The 15,907-nt window shown below is 57.2% G+C and carries 9 protein-coding genes; 8 read left to right on the forward strand and 1 reads right to left on the reverse strand.

What is annotated here, in order from left to right; genetic code table 11:
* Window positions 1–197 precede the first annotated feature (197 nt).
* On the reverse strand, window positions 198–2,723 hold the full coding sequence (locus E4T21_RS03235; RefSeq protein WP_149283471.1) for a penicillin-binding protein 1A: 2,526 nt from the start codon (window positions 2,721–2,723) through the stop codon (window positions 198–200).
* 251 nt (window positions 2,724–2,974) lie between these two features.
* Here E4T21_RS03235 and pilM point away from each other — a divergent pair, with 251 nt between their 5' ends.
* From pilM to E4T21_RS03275, 8 genes are all read left to right on the forward strand, one after another.
* Window positions 2,975–4,219: a pilus assembly protein PilM gene (gene pilM, locus E4T21_RS03240; RefSeq protein ID WP_149283473.1), complete on the forward strand. Its 1,245-nt coding sequence runs from the start codon at window positions 2,975–2,977 to the stop codon at window positions 4,217–4,219.
* Window positions 4,216–5,313, forward strand: coding sequence for a pilus assembly protein PilP (locus E4T21_RS03245; protein WP_149283475.1), 1,098 nt, complete (start codon window positions 4,216–4,218; stop codon window positions 5,311–5,313). The genes pilM and E4T21_RS03245 overlap by 4 nt, the downstream gene beginning before the upstream one ends.
* Before the next feature lie 113 nt (window positions 5,314–5,426).
* Window positions 5,427–6,752: a type IV pilus secretin PilQ gene (locus tag E4T21_RS03250; RefSeq protein ID WP_149283477.1), complete on the forward strand. Its 1,326-nt coding sequence runs from the start codon at window positions 5,427–5,429 to the stop codon at window positions 6,750–6,752.
* Entirely contained in the window at window positions 6,752–7,300 is a 549-nt protein-coding gene (gene aroK, locus E4T21_RS03255) for a shikimate kinase AroK (RefSeq protein WP_149283479.1), read from the forward strand. The genes E4T21_RS03250 and aroK overlap by 1 nt, the downstream gene beginning before the upstream one ends.
* Entirely contained in the window at window positions 7,297–8,412 is a 1,116-nt protein-coding gene (aroB, locus tag E4T21_RS03260; RefSeq protein ID WP_149283482.1) for a 3-dehydroquinate synthase, read from the forward strand. The genes aroK and aroB overlap by 4 nt, the downstream gene beginning before the upstream one ends.
* Before the next feature lie 265 nt (window positions 8,413–8,677).
* Window positions 8,678–9,427 (forward strand): aquaporin Z, encoded by a 750-nt coding sequence (gene aqpZ / locus E4T21_RS03265; RefSeq protein WP_149283484.1) that lies wholly within the window; start codon window positions 8,678–8,680, stop codon window positions 9,425–9,427.
* Between the two features lie 455 nt (window positions 9,428–9,882).
* Complete coding sequence (gene gltB, locus E4T21_RS03270; protein WP_149283486.1) at window positions 9,883–14,331, forward strand: glutamate synthase large subunit; 4,449 nt, start codon at window positions 9,883–9,885, stop codon at window positions 14,329–14,331.
* Between the two features lie 80 nt (window positions 14,332–14,411).
* Window positions 14,412–15,830 carry an FAD-dependent oxidoreductase gene (locus tag E4T21_RS03275; protein WP_149283489.1) on the forward strand — a complete coding sequence of 473 codons (1,419 nt, stop codon included), beginning with the start codon at window positions 14,412–14,414 and terminating at the stop codon, window positions 15,828–15,830.
* Window positions 15,831–15,907: the final 77 nt, after the last annotated feature.

The following is a 15,907-nucleotide window of genomic DNA, read 5'->3' on the forward strand; positions in this document are numbered from 1 at the left end:
GCCTGACTCATGATGGCTGTTCACCAGGCAGGGTTCTTTGTTTTTAAAGCGTATGGTTTTTAAAGCGCATGAGGTGTTTTCGAGCCGAATGAACCTGTCGTAGCATCCGGGCAGTGCTGGAGAGGCCTTGATCTCTTTCTGGAGCCCGAAACAAAAACCCCCGGCATGAGCCGGGGGCAGAAGAAGAGAATTTGCCGTCAGAAGATGGCTTCGTAAGCCCCTGTTCCCTGAGAACCGCTGTGCGTCTCGATAGTGCGTTCTACACGACGCGGCTGGAAGGTCGGCAGGTGATCTTCATCGAACATCTCTTCAATGCCGCCACCTTGGTTCTTGCCCAGCAGGCGACCAGTATTGGCATCGATGCGACGGGTGATGATGCCCTCCGGAGGCTCAGGCATCGATTCTGGAGTGCCGTCCAGCGCCTGACTCATGAAGTCCACCCAGATTGGCAAGGCCGCTTGTGCTCCGTATTCAGCCGTAGGAGTGTTGTCGTCCTTGCCTACCCAGACGGTCGCGGCCAGCTGGTTATTGAAGCCAGCGAACCAGGCGTCACGCTGGTCGTTAGTCGTACCAGTCTTGCCGACAATGTCTGCGCGCTTCATTTCCAGGGCCTTGCGAGCGGTACCGTGCTCCACCACGTCGCGCAGCATATCCCGAATCAGGTACATGGCACGTGCATTGGCAACCCGAGGTGCAACTTCGTAGGTCTTGCCATCAATTTCTGTAGTGGTCTGGTCCGGGCCACAGGTACGGCAGGCAACACGAGGGTTAGCCTCTTCCACCAAGGTGTTCTCTTCACCCTGGGTGATCTTCTCGATGAACCAGGGAGATACCCGGAAGCCGCCATTAGCCAGAATGGCGTAGGCATTGGTCATCTCCAGTGGCGTCAGGCTGGCGCTACCAAGAGCCAGGGACAGGCCATGTGGCAGACGGTCACGAGAGAAGCCGAAATTGACCAGGAAGTCGATCGTATTATCCAGGCCGATTTGCTGAAGCAGCCGAATGGTGACCAGGTTGCGCGAGCGTGCCAGGCCAACGCGCAGACGCGTCGGGCCGAGGAAGTCTCCGCTGGAGTTGGACGGGCGCCATAGCTCGTTACTGCCATCGTTGATCACCACTGGGGCGTCATTGATGACCGTTGCCGGAGTGATCTCACCACTGCTGAGACCGGCCAGATAGATGAATGGCTTGAAGATGGAGCCAGACTGACGGCGAGCCTGGACAGCACGGTTGAACTTGCTGGCATTGAAGTCGAAACCTGCCTGCAGGCCCAGGATGGCACCGGTCTGAGGGTCCATGACGACCAGGGAGCCTTCTGCATCGGGCTGCTGAGATAGGCGCCAGGTGTCGTCATCCTTCTTGAGTATGCGTACCAGGTCGCCGCGGCTGGCGATCTGGCCAGCATTGCTCGGCGCGTTGCCGCGATAGCGTGCGCTCTTGTAGGGAGCTGCCCATTTCAGGTTGTCCCAGTCGATGGTGCGGATATCGCCTCCGCGCGTCAGGACACGCATCTGCTGACCTTCGGCACTGACCACGATGGCCGGTTCCAGCGGGCCATAGGTAGGTGTGCGTTGCAGGACCTGCAGCCAGTTACTGACGTCTCCGTCAATGCCTTCGACAGTTGTCTGGCTGCGTTCGGCAGCCTGACGTGCTGTCTGGATGACCTCGGGAGACTCCGATAATTCCTCTTCCAGGCCACTGCGCTCGGTCTTGTCCTGGGCCTCGGCAAGGCTCTGGGGAATGTCGGTTTCCTCGGGGCCACGCCAGCCATGGCGGGTGTCATAGTCGATCAGGCCATTGGCCAGCGCCTGGCGAGCGAGAGGCTGCAGCTTGCTATCGATGGTGGTGGTGATGCGATAGCTGCCAGTGTAGGCCTTGTCGCCGAAGCGTTGAGTGGCAAACTGACGAGCCATTTCGGCCACATAGTCGGCTTCGACCTCGGCTCGCACGACGTGGCGCTTGGCCGTGATTGGCTGCTTGACGGCTTCGTCGTAGGCGGCCTGGTCGATATAACCCAGTTCACGCATACGGAACAGGATCCAGTTACGACGAATCAATGCCCGCTCAGCGTTGGCCAGAGGGTTGAAGGCCGAAGGAGCCTTGGGCAGGCCGGCAATCATGGCGAATTGAGCCAAGTCCAGCTCGTTCAATGGTTTGTCGTAATAGATCTCGGATGCGGCAGCAATGCCGTAGGCGCGATGACCCAGGAAGATCTTGTTGACATAGAGTTCCATGATTTCCTGCTTGCTCAGGATCTGCTCCATTTGCAGTGACAACAGGATTTCGCGGATTTTACGGGTAAAGGTCTGGTCGAGGGTCAACAGGTAATTACGTGCCACCTGCATGGTGATGGTTGAACCACCGGACTGAATGTCACCGCTGGAAGCAAGCTGTGCAGCAGCGCGCAGCAAGCCCTTGGGGTCGACGCCATTGTGCTCGAAGAACTTGGCATCCTCGGCAGCCAGCAGGGCATCGATCATGGGTTCAGGGATTTCGTCATACTTCACTGGCATGCGCCGCTCATCGCCAAACTCGCCGATCAGTTGACCATCGCGAGTATAGATGCGCAGAGGCGTCTGCAGTTCAAAACCCTGCAGCTGGCGAACATCGGGCAACCCCGGAGTGAAGTAGAGGGCGGCACCGACCACGCCTAGCGCGACTGCTGCGCCTAGCGAGATCACCAGCCACACGGCGGAGAATAGGAGCGTTCTGAGATACTTCATGAAATCGCGGTATCCATGCTGGAAACGAAAACGGCGGCGATGAGTGATACATATGGGCGTTCCTTCGCGACGGCCATTATAAGAAGACGCGAAGGCGGCCACCACCATTGACTTGATAAAGCCTTATTTCGGTACAGTCTAAATGTCCTGAATGCGCCCTGGATCAGCAATCTACCGCGCCAGATGACGTAGCGTTGAGCCTGGTAGTGGACGTTGCGCTAATGTAGTGCTGATACAGGGTGTATACAAAAATGATCTGGCCTACCTCATTCAGGGCGCGGCTTGGCGTCGACATTTCTCCTGATGCTATCAGGTTCATGGAGCTGGCGCCGCGCTGGCCAGGGTGGCGACCCCGAGCCTCGCGTTTTGTGGTGCGTGACTATGCCGTCATGCCTTTGCCCGAAGGCTGCATCGTCGAGGGGCGTATACGTCAATCGAGTGCGCTCATCGCCTTGCTACGTAAAGGCGTGGAGCGCTTTGCACCCCGTTCTCTTCGTGTCATCACCGCGCTGCCGAGCAGTACCACCTCTTCGAACGTGATGTACTGCCCCGCCCACTTGAACGGTGATGGCATCGCTGCCTTCATTGAATGGAACTCCGACACGCAGCTTCCCTTTCCGTTCCCTGAATCGGCATATGACTTTTACTGTCTCGATGCTCGTCCAGAAAATGGTCGTCAGGAGGTGTTGCTGGTGGCCTGCCATCGACAGTTCATCGAGCAGCTGGCCGAAGTGCTGGAGTGTGCTGGTTTGCAAGTAGCAGCGATCGACGCAGAAGGCCCGCTGATGCGGCGAGTCGAGGAGGTATTGTACAAGGCAGGCAAGGAGGAGGACAGGGCTGCCCTGGGGGAACTCTTGTCCTTTTCTCCCGGGCTTGATGGCAATGCCCTCCTGGCAGAGTCCGCTGCCTGGATGAGGGCTTTTGGCCTTGCCCTGGGGGGCTCGGGAATCAACCTGTTGCCGTGGAGAGATGTCGATAGAACGAAGCGTACGCGGCGTTTCTGGATAGGGCTGGTCGCGATGACCATGCTGAGTGTCGGCATAGGGATGGCGGTATCTCATGAGCTTGAGCAGCGCCTGGCAAGGCTGACAGAGGCTGAACACGCGATGTCGCCGCAAAGTGGGGCCGGCTCGCCAGAGAGGCTGGCCTCCCCAGAGGAAGAAAGATTCCTCCAGCAGCGGATTGCTGCATTGCAAGAGCTTCTTTCTCAGTTGCAGCTCAGGCGAGCGACCTCCGTTGCAATCTTCAATGCCTTGGCCGCCAGCCTGGTGCCGGGAGTCCGTTATCAAGTGTGTCAGCGTCAGGGCGATCATCTTGAGCTGGCTGGCATGGCTCAGAACAATACTCAGTTGATGGAACAGCTGCGGCTTTTGGGCCAGCAACCTCTGTTCACGAAAGTCGCCCTGACGAGTGTCACGGATACGGAAGGGCAGCAGCATTTCAGTCTGGCTATCCACTTGTTTCCAGAATCTCTGAACGGCGGTCAAGGCGGATGACTCTGGCTCATGAATGGCAGCGTCTGAAGGAGTGCGACTGGCGTTCACTCGAGCTGAGCGAGGCTGGCTCATGGCCGTGGGTGTTACGTGGGCTGCTGGTGGTCGTCGTGTTGGCTCTGGTGCTGGGCACCGTCCTGTGGGTTGACGTCGTTCCGTTATATGGCCAGCTCGAATCTGCACGCCAGAAGCAAGATAGGCTTGCTCAGGGGCAGTCTGAGGCGCAACTACACCGCGAGCAGTTGCAATTTGAGTTGCGGGTTCTTGAGCGACAACTGGTCGAGTTGATGGTAGGGGAGTTGCGCCCCCAGGCCGATGCAATTCCCGTTGCGAGCAAGTCCTCAAGGCTTTTTCTGGCGGAGGTCTCCCAGCTTGCACAGCAGTATCACCTGGCCATTGACACCATGAGCCTGGGAGCGCCCGACACTCAGGAACAGCAACTGGACATGTCTTTGCAGGTGGATACTCAGGCATTCAGCTTGAGTGTTCGGGGTGGGTTTCATGATCTGGCGGGTTTTGTTGCCGGGCTCACGCGCTTGTCGGGTATGCCCAGTCTTGATGATTTCACGGTGGAAGGTGAAGGGGATGCATTGCGGCTCTCCGCTGAAGGGCATGCATACCACCTTGCCGGTCCTTATTCTGTCACCGAGTTTGTTTCGACTGTCGGAAATTCTTCCACCGCTGAGGCTTTTTCTGTCGCTGAAGGCTCTTCCACCGCTGAGGCTTTTTCTGTCGCTGAAGGCTCTTACACCGCTGAGGGCTCTCTGCCCATAGAGCGCCCCTCCCATTTTCTCCCCTTGGCGTATCGCTATGCTGACAGGCCCAGCCCTTTTGGTGTGTTTCGCCCATCAGGCGAGTCCTCGCCCGTATCCATGACGTTACAGGATTATCCGCCCGCATCTATATCGCTGGTCGGTACCCTGGTCCAGGGGGAGCGGCGTTGGGCGCTGGTCAGTACGCCAGACAAGAAGGTTTGGCGAGTCAAGGTGGGGGACAGCCTGGGGCGTGGGGCGAATCAGGCCAGGGTCATGGAAATAGGGAAAGCATACCTGCACTTGAAAGGTGATCTGTTCGATCAGCAGTTGGACTTGAAGTAAGAGACGCAGGGGCTGCGGGCATTCGGCAGTGGCGGCGATAGTACGTCGATAGTAGTGCGTCGATAGTAGTACATCGGCAATAGCTGCATGTTGACAACAAGAAGGTGACAAGGATGTCGAAACGCATATTCAAGGCGGCGATGCTGCTGGTTGTTTGGCAATGGGAGGCGGAGGTTGCTCAGTCCGCTCCCGTCTATCACGGAGCCCCCATATCGTTGAGCTTTGAAGACGCACCATTGGGCTCGGTGCTGTCGGCCATCAGTGAATTCACTGGCCTGAATATCATTGTGGAGGAGGGTGTGGGAGGCAAGGTGACGTTGCGCCTCGATTCGGTGCCGTGGGATCAGGCTCTGGATCTGGTGCTGAAGAGCCAGGGCTTGGCCAGTCGCCGTGAGGCCAATGTCATTCTGGTGGCTCCCGCTAGCGAAATCGCTCAGCGGGAGCAAAGCAAACTTGTGGAGCAGGATAGGCAGCGTCAATTGCAGCCACTGGTCACTGAGCACGTTCAGGTGCGCTATGCCAAGGCTGCGGATCTCGCTGACCTGTTGCGTGGAGCTGGAGGTTTCGGGTTGCTGTCCCAGCGTGGTAGCGCAGCTGCCGACAGTCGCACGAACATGTTGCTGATTCAGGATAGTGCGGAGCGTATCAGCCAAATACGGCAGACTCTGCGGCAGTTGGATGTGCCTGCTCCTCAGGTACAGATTGAGGCACGCATCGTGGTGGTCAAGGATAGCGCTGCCCGCCAGATAGGTGTGAACTGGGGAGTGACGAGCACCATGGGGATGGTGGACAAGGGGAGTGGCAGCATGTCCCTGGAGCGTAAGATTCAGGGACATCACAGTGCATATGGTGGCCTGGCCGTGGACCTGGGCGATAGCCTTGGTCCTGGCAGCACGTTCAACATTGGTTATCTGGCCGGAGATGTCTTGCTTGACCTGGAGCTTCGTGCACTGCAAAGCGAAGGCAAGAGCCAGATCATCTCCCAGCCCAAGGTGATCACTGCCAATCAGCACACGGCAATCATCAAGCAGGGCAAGGAGATTCCTTATCAGGAGTCGACGGCTGATGGTGCCACCAGCACGGCATTCAAGGAGGCAGTGCTGGCACTGGAGGTGACACCGCAGATTACCTCGGACAATCGCATTGTCATGGATCTCAAGATCAATAATGACACCTTGGCGGATCAGACCTTCCGAGGAGCTCCTGCCATCGATACCAATGAGATCATGACTCAGGTCCTGGCTGATGATGGAGAAACCATCGTTTTGGGTGGAATTCTTACGTCAGAACAGGCACATAGCCTATACAAGACCCCTTGGTTGGGTGATATTCCCCTGGTGGGCAAGTTGTTTCGCTATACCGAGGACGTCAACGATAAGGTAGAGTTGTTGGTATTCATTACCCCACGGATTCTCGACGACGGCCTGGCGATTCGCTGATGCAGGATGTACCCAACCTGATTTTGATCGGCCCCATGGGGGCTGGAAAGAGCACTATCGGCCGCCTGCTGGCGGCCGAGCTGTCACGTGAATTCTACGACAGCGATCACGAAATTCAGGATCGCTGTGGTGCCGACATTCCCTGGATTTTCGATGTGGAAGGCGAAAGCGGCTTTCGTGATCGCGAAAGTGCCATGATCGACGAGCTAATGGACAGAGAGCAGTGTGTGATTGCGACTGGCGGGGGCGCTGTGTTGCGTGAGCAGAACCGCAAGCGTATTCGCGAGGGCGGCACCGTCATCTATCTGTTTACCACCGTTGAGCAGCAGCTCAAGCGAACCGCCAAGGATCGTAATCGGCCTCTTCTACAGCGAGGGGATCGCGAAAGACTTCTGCGTGACATGTTTGCCTTGCGGGATCCCTTGTATCGCGCGACGGCCGACCTGGTGGTGCGAACCGATCGTCGAGGTCCCCGCTCGGTGGTCAACGATATTATACGCCGCGCCCAGCGGATGGTTGATCCTCTTACTTGCAAGGCCAGCCCATGAACATCGAAGCCTCTTCTTCGTTCCAGCCTTTGACACTCACAGTTGCTCTCGGTGAGCGTAGCTATCCCATTCATATCGGCCCGGGCCTGATCACTGATGGAGAACAGCTGGCCTCTTATCTGGCTGGGCGCCAGGTCATGGTGGTCACCAATGATACGGTTGCCGAATACTATCTGGCGGCGCTGACTGAGGCATTGCCGGAAGGGCTGGAAGTCAGAACGCTGGTGTTGCCTGATGGCGAGGAATACAAGGGCTTCGATGTCCTGACGCGCATCTGGGATGCCTTGCTGGAAGCTGGCTTCAATCGGCGCGCCACGCTGGTGGCTCTGGGTGGAGGCGTGGTTGGTGATATGGTGGGCTTTGCCGCTGCCTGTTATCAGCGCGGCATCGCCTTTATTCAGGTGCCGACTACCTTGCTGTCCCAGGTGGATTCTTCCGTCGGCGGCAAGACCGGTGTCAACCATCCCCTGGGCAAGAACATGATTGGGGCTTTCTGGCAGCCCAAGGCAGTGCTGATTGACACGTCATCGTTGAAGACGTTGCCCGCCAGGGAGCTTTCAGCAGGTCTTGCCGAGGTGATCAAGTACGGCTTGATTCACGATGTTTCTTTCCTGGAGTGGCTTGAAGCTGAAATGGATGGCTTGCGAGCCCTTGATGCCGAATTGCTTGCCAAGGCCATTGAGCGTAGCTGCTCGATCAAGGCTGAAATCGTGGCCCAGGATGAGACGGAGCAAGGGGTGCGCGCGTTGCTCAACCTGGGGCATACCTTTGGGCATGCCATTGAAGCCCACATGGGCTACGGTGCCTGGCTGCACGGAGAGGCAGTGGGGGCTGGTATGGCGATGGCCGCAGATTTATCGCATCGCCTCGGCTGGATTGATGCGGCAGCACTGGAGCGTACACGTCGCATCATTATCGCTGCTGGTCTGCCTGTGGAAGCACCGGTAGAGATGAGTGTCGATGACTTCCTGTCACGCATGCGGCTGGACAAGAAGAATATCGATGACTGCTTGCGCCTGGTGCTGTTGCGCCGCTTGGGTGAAGCCTGTGTTCATGACGAAACGCCATTGGAAGTGCTCAAGGCCTGTATTGCCGAATTCCCGCGTTGTTGATTCTGCTGGCGACTTAGCTGTCGAGATAGAAGACCTTGGCAGAGTAATACGATGAGCGTTGATCGAATGCTGATAATCACGCCCGCCTAGTGCGGGCGTGATGCGTTTTATTAGAGATGGAGCTTTTTCAGAGAATATTCATGGATATGGCTCTGACTTTATGTCGTATCAATGATGAAAATTTACCACGCTATTGTGTCGAAACGAGCCTAATCTTGTTGAGGTGGGTCGCCAAGGGGGTGGCCTTACTTGGAGGAAGGAATCCATGAACCTGATCAAGAAACTGGTTGCAGAGTGTATAGGTACGTTCTGGCTGGTATTGGGCGGGTGTGGCAGCGCTGTATTGGCTGCTCATTTTGGTGGTGATGGTAATCCATTGGGGATTGGTTTTCTTGGTGTGGCCCTGGCCTTTGGTCTAACGGTGGTGACGGGAGCCTACGCTTTCGGCCATATATCCGGGGGGCATTTCAATCCAGCGGTAAGTGTAGGGCTCTGGGCCGGGGGGCGATTCTCGAGCAAGGAATTGCTGCCTTACATCATTGCGCAGGTGTTTGGTGGGCTGGTTGCAGGCTTTGTTCTGATGACGATTGCACAGGGCAGTGCAGGGTTTGTCAGTGACCCCTCTGCTGCTGGCAATTTTGCTAGTAATGGCTTTGGAGACCTGTCTCCTGGTGGTTATAGTCTGGGGGCTGCCATGCTTACCGAAATTGTGCTCACGGCCATGTTTCTGATCGTGATCATGGGGGCAACACACAAGTTGGCACCTGCCGGCTTTGCGCCAATCGCCATTGGCCTGGCTCTAACGCTGATTCACCTGATCAGTATTCCTGTCACCAACACTTCCGTGAATCCTGCGCGCTCCACCGCGGTGGCAGTATTTGCCGGTTCTGGTGCGCTTTCCCAGCTATGGCTGTTCTGGGTGGCTCCCATCGTAGGTGGTGCCATTGGCGGTTTCATCTATGGATGGCTAGGCAAGGATGAGGTCAGTGAACCTGGTGCTGCCAACGCGCTTTGATATTGTCATCTCGACCAATACGTTTTTTTGATCAATGCCCGCCTTGTGCGGGCATTGTCATGTTTGACTGTTGCTCAGAGGCTTGGGCATGGCTATGACGTCTTCCTCTATACAAGGATCTGTATGTCATATGCGTGATCGGCATGGGGTGTCGACAGTTTTTTAGACCAAAGTCTAGTGGCGCGATTTTAGGTCTTGGTCTGCTTGGAAAATGATTCCAAGTGGTTGATGCGATAAGGTTTTTTCTTTTGTCTTGGTGTAAGCGTCTAATTTGTAGTGGTTTTTCAAGCTTTTGCGAGGGCGTGGGGAATTGCGTAGAAGGCACAGCATGGCTATGCTGGAGAGCCTTTTTTCGGACAGTTGGCGATATCTGCATAGGCAGAAAAATAAAAGAAAACTTTTAATTATATCGTTTCAACGCTGTGACTACAACCCTTCTTATCTGAGGCGCGCCCATGAACATAGGTCTTCATCAGCCCGGAGAATTCCGAGACAACTGCGGGTTTGGCCTGATCGCCCATATGGAAGGGCAGGCTAGCCATGAGCTGCTCAGCACTGCCATCGAATCATTGACCTGCATGACCCACCGCGGTGGTATCGCAGCAGACGGCAAGACCGGCGACGGTTGCGGTCTGCTGCTCAAGATGCCTGACGGTTTCATGCGTCAGGTTGCCAAGGATGCCCTGGGAGTGGAGCTCGGCGAGCAATACGCCGTAGGCGCCATTTTTCTGCCTGATGATGATGAGCGCGAGGCGGCTGCTCGTGCTGCGCTGGCTGGAGAACTGGAAAAGCGTGGCCTGAAAGTTCTGGGCTGGCGCGAAGTGCCGGTGGATCCCAGTGTGTGTGGCCCCATGGCTCTGGAATGCTTGCCGCGCATTCGTCAGTTATTTGTCGAGCCCTGCACTGACGATGCAGAACCCTTCGATGTCGCGCTGTTCATGGGGCGCCGTCTGGCCGAGCAGGCCCTGAAGCACGAAGCCGATTTCTATGTCTGCTCCCTGTCCAGCGAAGTGCTGTCCTATAAAGGGCTGGTTATGCCTGTGGATCTGCCTGCCTTTTACAAGGACCTTGGGGATGACAGGCTGGAAACCGCTATCTGCGTATTCCACCAGCGCTTCTCGACCAATACCGCACCTCGCTGGCCGTTGGCTCAACCTTTCCGCCTGCTGGCTCACAATGGTGAGATCAACACGATTGAAGCCAACCGGGGCTGGGCCAACTCGCGCAAGGAAAACTTTGTCAACGAGCGCATGCCTGAGATCGCCAGTCTTGACGAGATCGTCAACACTACTGGGTCTGATTCCTCGAGCATGGACAACATGCTGGAAGTCCTGCTGACGGGTGGCATGGAGCTGCATCGCGCTGTGCGCATGATGGTGCCGCCGGCCTGGCAGAACGTGGAGATCATGGATAGCGATCTGCGTGCTTTCTATGAGTACAATTCCATGCATGTCGAGCCCTGGGATGGCCCCGCGGGTGTCGTCATGACCGACGGTCGTCAGGCGCTGTGCATGCTCGATCGCAATGGTCTGCGTCCGGCACGCTGGGTCATTACCAAGAATGGCTTCATCACCCTGGCGTCAGAAATCGGGACTTACGACTACAAACCCGAAGACGTCGTGGCCAAGGGGCGTGTTGGCCCAGGGCAATTGCTTGCCGTGGATACCGCCACGGGCGAGGTTCTGCATACTGCAGACATCGACCAGCGCCTCAAGTCTGCCTATCCCTACAAGCGCTGGCTCAAGGAGCAGGCACATTTTCTCGAGTCGGCCCTGACGGAACTGGCCGCCTTCGAGAGCATGGATGCCGATCTTCTCAAGGCCCAGCAGAAAATGTTCCAGGTCAGCTTCGAAGAGCGTGACCAGTTATTGCGCCCCCTGGCGGAAAGCGGCCAGGAAGCGGTGGGGTCCATGGGTGATGACACGCCCATGGCAGTGCTCTCCAGCAAGCGCCGCCTCTTGACCGACTACTTCCGTCAAAAGTTTGCTCAGGTCACCAACCCGGCTATTGATCCCTTGCGCGAAGCCATCGTCATGTCGCTTGAGACATGCTGTGGCACTGAGCGCAATGTGTTCAAGTCAACTCCGGAACATGCGCATCGTATCGTGTTGACGACGCCGATCCTGTCACCACGCAAGTTTGGCCTGCTGGTATCCCAGGAAGACCCGGACTTCGCCAGCCATGCCTTGTCATTGGGTTACGACCCCGAGCAGCTTGGTCTCAAGGGCGCGATTGCCGAGCTCTGCCGTCAGGCTGAGCAGGCCACTCTGGATGGCAAGGTCATCCTGGTTCTGTCCGATGCCAATTTGCCGAAAGGACAGGTGCCGATCCATGCTGCCCTGGCAGTGGGAGCAGTTCATCACCATCTCGGCAAGCTGGCCCTGCGCCCGCGCGTCAACCTGATCGTCGAAACCGGTTATGCCCGAGATGCGCATCAGATGGCGGTACTGTTTGGTGTTGGGGCCACAGCCATCTATCCATGGCTGGCCTATCAGGTCATGGCGGATATGCACCGTACCGGTGAACTGTCCGGCAATCCGGCAGACGGTCGTGAGAATTACCGCAAGGGGCTGCAGAAAGGCCTTTACAAGATCCTGTCCAAGATGGGGATCTCGACGCTGGCATCCTATCGTGGCTCTCAGTTGTTCGAGGCCGTAGGGCTGTCCTCCGAGGTCATGGATCTATGCTTTACTGGCATGGCCTCGCGTATTGAAGGTACCGGCTTCAATGAGTTGCAGCTGCAACAGGTGTCATTGGCCAAGGATGCCTGGTCCCCACGCAAGGACATCGTCCATGGTGGGTTGGTCAAGTATGTGCATGGCCAGGAATACCACGCTTATAACCCGGACGTGGTCAAGGCCCTGCAAGAAGCTGTGCAGGAAGGCAGCTACCCCAAGTGGAAGCGCTTTGCTGAACTGGTCAATGATCGCGAGCCTGCCACAATCCGTGACTTGCTCAAGCTCAAGCCGGCTCTTGAGCCAGTACCGCTGGAGGAAGTCGAGGCTATCGAAGACCTGCTGCCACGTTTCGACAGTGCTGGCATGTCGCTGGGTGCCCTGTCGCCAGAGGCTCACGAAGCCCTGGCTCAGGCCATGAACGAGTCTGGTGGCCGCTCTAACTCAGGTGAGGGAGGCGAGGATCCTTCTCGTTATGGCACGGTTCGTAGTTCCAAGATCAAGCAGATCGCTTCTGGCCGCTTTGGTGTCACGCCGGCCTATCTGGTCAATGCCGAAGTGCTGCAGATCAAGGTTGCCCAGGGAGCCAAGCCTGGCGAGGGTGGTCAGTTGCCTGGTGGCAAGGTCAACGAGCTGATTGCGCGTCTACGTTACTCTGTGCCTGGTGTGACGCTGATCTCTCCGCCTCCGCATCATGATATCTATTCCATCGAAGATCTGGCCCAGCTGATCTTTGACCTCAAACAGGTCAATCCGGAGGCTCAGGTCTCGGTGAAGCTGGTATCTGAGCCCGGTATCGGCACCATCGCCACGGGTGTAGCCAAGGCCTATGCTGACCTGATCACTGTTTCCGGGTATGACGGAGGTACTGCGGCAAGTCCGCTGACCTCTATCAAGCATGCCGGCTCGCCGTGGGAACTGGGCTTGCCGGAAGTCCATCAGGCCCTGCGTATCAATGGGCTGCGTGACAAGATTCGGTTGCAGACAGATGGTGGGCTGAAGACCGGCCTGGATGTGATCAAGGCCGCTATCCTCGGTGCCGAGAGTTTCGGTTTCGGTACGGCACCCATGGTGGCCCTGGGCTGCAAGTATCTGCGTATCTGTCACCTGAACAACTGCGCCACGGGCGTTGCCACTCAGATGGATTATCTGCGTGACGAGCATTTCCGTGGCACGGTGGATATGGTCAAGCACTACTTCCGCTTCATCGCTGAAGAAGTGCGTGAACTGATGGCCATGGTGGGGGTACGTCGCCTGATCGACCTGATCGGACGAACTGACCTGCTCGAAGTGTTCGAAGGGGTGACGGCATCTCAGCGCAATCTTGATCTGACTCCGCTGCTGGCCAATGACCATGTTCCGGCTGATGCGCCGCAATACTGCACTGTCAGCCGCAATGTGCCGCATGACCCGGGTGCCAAGAACAAGGAGGTGCTGGCAGCACTGGAGGCTGCTATCGAAGCCAAGTCCGGTGCCGATGTGTCTTTCTCCATCACCAACTGCGACCGCTCTGTGGGCGCCCTGGTCTCAGGCGCCATTGCCAAGCGTTATGGAGAAGCAGGCCTGGAAGATGCTCCAGTGATTGCGCGTTTCCGTGGCGTGGCAGGCCAGAGCTTTGGCGTATGGAATGCCCGTGGTCTGCATCTCTATCTGGAAGGTGATGCCAATGATTACGTGGGCAAGGGGATGAATGGCGGCAAGATTGCCATCGTTCCACCGCGCGAGAGCCGCTTCGAGAGCCACAAGACGGCGATCATCGGCAACACTTGCCTGTATGGCGCGACAGGCGGAAAGCTGTTTGCCGCGGGCACGGCGGGCGAGCGTTTCGGGGTACGTAACTCGGGGGCCCATGCGGTCATCGAAGGTGCTGGCGATCACTGTGGTGAGTACATGACAGGGGGCATGATCTGTGTCCTCGGTGAAACGGGCGTCAACTTCGGCGCGGGCATGACCGGCGGCTTTGCCTATGTGCTCGACGAAGACCGTACCTTTGTTGACAAGTACAACCATGAGCTGGTGGAAATCCACCGCGTCAATACTGAGTCCATGGAAGCCTATCGGCGTCATTTGCGGGAGACCATCGAGGAATATGTGGCAGAGACCGGCTCCGAGCGCGGCAAGGCCATCCTCGAGGACTTCAGCGACTACATCCGTAACTTCTGGCTGGTAAAACCCAAGGCCGCGAGCCTCAAGGGGTTGCTCGACCAGTCACGTAGTCAGCCTGAATAAGGCTGCCGGAGTTATGTCGCAAGTGCGTCGTCGCAAGTACGTCGCAAGTGACCCGAATACAGGCATGAGGAGAAAACACCATGGCTAACCGTTTGAGTAACGATTTCCAGTTTATCGATGTCGGCCGTCAGGATCCGTCCAAGAAGCCGGCACGCACCCGTGCGCGTGAGTTCGCCGAGATCTATGAGTCATTCAAGCCCATGGACGCTGCCAGCCAGGCGCACCGCTGTCTGGCCTGCGGCAATCCATACTGCGAATGGAAGTGTCCGGTCCACAACTACATTCCCAACTGGCTGAAGCTGGTCAGTGAAGGCAACATTCTCGAAGCTGCTGAGCTTTCGCATCGAACCAACTCGCTACCGGAAGTCTGTGGCCGGGTATGTCCCCAGGATCGCTTGTGCGAGGGGGACTGTACACTGAACGACGGCTTCGGTGCGGTGACGATTGGCTCCGTGGAGAAATACATCACTGATACCGCTTTTGCCATGGGGTGGCGTCCGGACCTGAGCAAGGTCGTCTGGAGCGACAAGAAGGTGGCAATCATTGGTGCGGGGCCTGCCGGCCTTGGCTGTGCCGACATCCTGGTGCGCAGTGGCGTCAAGCCGGTAGTGTTCGACAAGTATCCTGAAATCGGTGGATTGCTGACATTCGGCATTCCTGAGTTCAAGCTCGAAAAGACGGTAATGGAGCGTCGTCGCGCTGTGTTCGAGGAGATGGGCGTCGAGTTCTGTCTGAACACCGAAGTCGGCAAGGATATAACGTTCGATGCCATCCTCGAGGAATATGATGCAGTATTCCTTGGCATGGGCACCTACACCTACATGCAAGGTGGTTTCCCGGGTGAAGACCTGCCGGGCGTGCATAAGGCCCTGGATTACCTGATTGCCAACGTCAATCACCGCCTGGGCTTCGAGAAGGATCCGAGCGACTTCATTTCTCTGGCAGACAAGCAGGTGGTGGTGCTGGGCGGTGGTGATACGGCCATGGACTGCAACCGTACCGCTATTCGCCAGGGGGCAAGCCGAGTGACCTGTGCCTATCGTCGTGATGAAGAGAACATGCCGGGCTCTCGTCGCGAAGTGGCCAATGCTCGGGAAGAGGGCGTCGACTTCCTGTTCAATCGTCAGCCAGTGGCAGTGGTTGGGGAGGAGCGTGTCGAAGGCGTCAAGGTCGTGCGTACTCGTCTGGGTGAGCCGGATGAGAAGGGGCGTCAGCGTCCTGAAGTGGTGCCTGGGTCTGAGGAAATCATCGCTGCCGACGCTGTGGTCATTGCTTTCGGCTTCCAGCCGAGCCCTGCACCATGGTTCGAGAACGTAGGCATCGAGCTCGACGAGCGCGGTCGTGTAAAGGCCCCGGAACATGGCGCCTTCGCGTTCCAGACCACCAACGAGAAGATCTTTGCCGGTGGCGACATGGTGCGTGGTTCCGATCTGGTGGTTACCGCCATCTACGAAGGCCGCCAGGCGGCCGAAGGCATCCTCGACTATCTCGAAGTGTGAGCGTGCTAGTGTGATTGTGCCAGTGTGAGTGTGCCGGGCTTCCTGTCGAGAATCGAAATGCAGGGCCCGGCAAAATT

This window comes from Halomonas binhaiensis (assembly GCF_008329985.2).
GTDB classification, from domain to species: Bacteria; Pseudomonadota; Gammaproteobacteria; order Pseudomonadales; family Halomonadaceae; genus Halomonas; species Halomonas binhaiensis.